Annotated in this window: 1 protein-coding gene; it reads right to left on the bottom strand. The window is 76.7% G+C overall.

The features are described 5' to 3' along the window. Positions 1-994: HAMP domain-containing protein (locus HMPREF0731_RS21765; protein WP_007006414.1), on the bottom strand; the 994-nt coding region annotated here is incomplete at both ends.

Consider the following 994-nt stretch of genomic DNA (forward strand, 5'->3'; position numbering starts at 1 on the left):
AGCTCGCCGAGCGCGCTGCGCACGCTGCCCTCGAAATCGGTGCAGAGGCCGGAGACCATCTCGGCCCGCGCCAGCTCGGCGCGCTGCTGCTCCATCTGCTGCGCGCGCAGCGCCTCGGCCTCCTGCGCGCCCAGGCGCAGCGCCTCCAGCGCCTCGGCCATGCGGCGGAACTCGTCCTCGGCGCGCGGCCGCGGCACCGGGGTGGCGTAGTCCTGCCGCGCCAGCCGCCCCACCGCCTCGCGCAGCGACAGCACCGGGCGGGCCAGCCGGCGCAGCAGCAGCAGCACCGCCACCGCGCCCACCGCCAGCGTGGCGCCCATCAGCGCCAGCGCCACCACCATGTGGCGCCAGCTCTCCCCCTCCAGTTCCACGGCGCGGGCCACGGCGGCGTCCAGCGCCGCGTTGCCGATGCCCACAATGGTGCCGAAGGGCGCGTTGCAGCGGCGCGTCCATTCCTGCGCCGGGGCGGCGGCGCGGCCGCTGCCATCCAGCCGGGCCAGCACGTCATCCATCCAGCGCGTCGCCTCCGCCACCTCGGTCCTGGCGCTCTCCAGCGCGCGCCGCAGCGCCGGATCGGCGCCGGGCCGGCCCAGCAGGTCCTCCAGCCCGTCCAGCCCGACCATGGCCCGGCTGCGCAGCCCCACCAGCTCGGTCTGCATCGCCGGGCTCAGGGGCTGGCCGGAGGCGATGTTGGGCCGCAGCAGCGAGCATTGCCGCCCATAGGCCGAGCGCGCCGCCCAGGCCTGCTGGCGGATGCCCACCAGCTCGGCGAAGCCGCCATCGACCAGCCGCATCCGGGTGCTGACGACGAAGGACAGGTCGGTCAGCTTCTCCCCGGCATCGGCCACGGCGCTGGTCAGCGGCTGCATCGTGGAGAGGTTGCGGGCGGCGCGCGGCTGCGCCGCCAGCTGCTCGGCCAGGCCGAGACTGCGCTTCACCGCCTCGCCGCTCGCCTGCAGCGCGGCCAGCGGCTGCGCCAGCTCGGCCCAGCCGA

Origin of the sequence: Pseudoroseomonas cervicalis ATCC 49957 (genome assembly GCF_000164635.1) — a bacterium.
In the GTDB taxonomy this organism is placed as follows: Bacteria; Pseudomonadota; Alphaproteobacteria; order Acetobacterales; family Acetobacteraceae; genus Pseudoroseomonas; species Pseudoroseomonas cervicalis.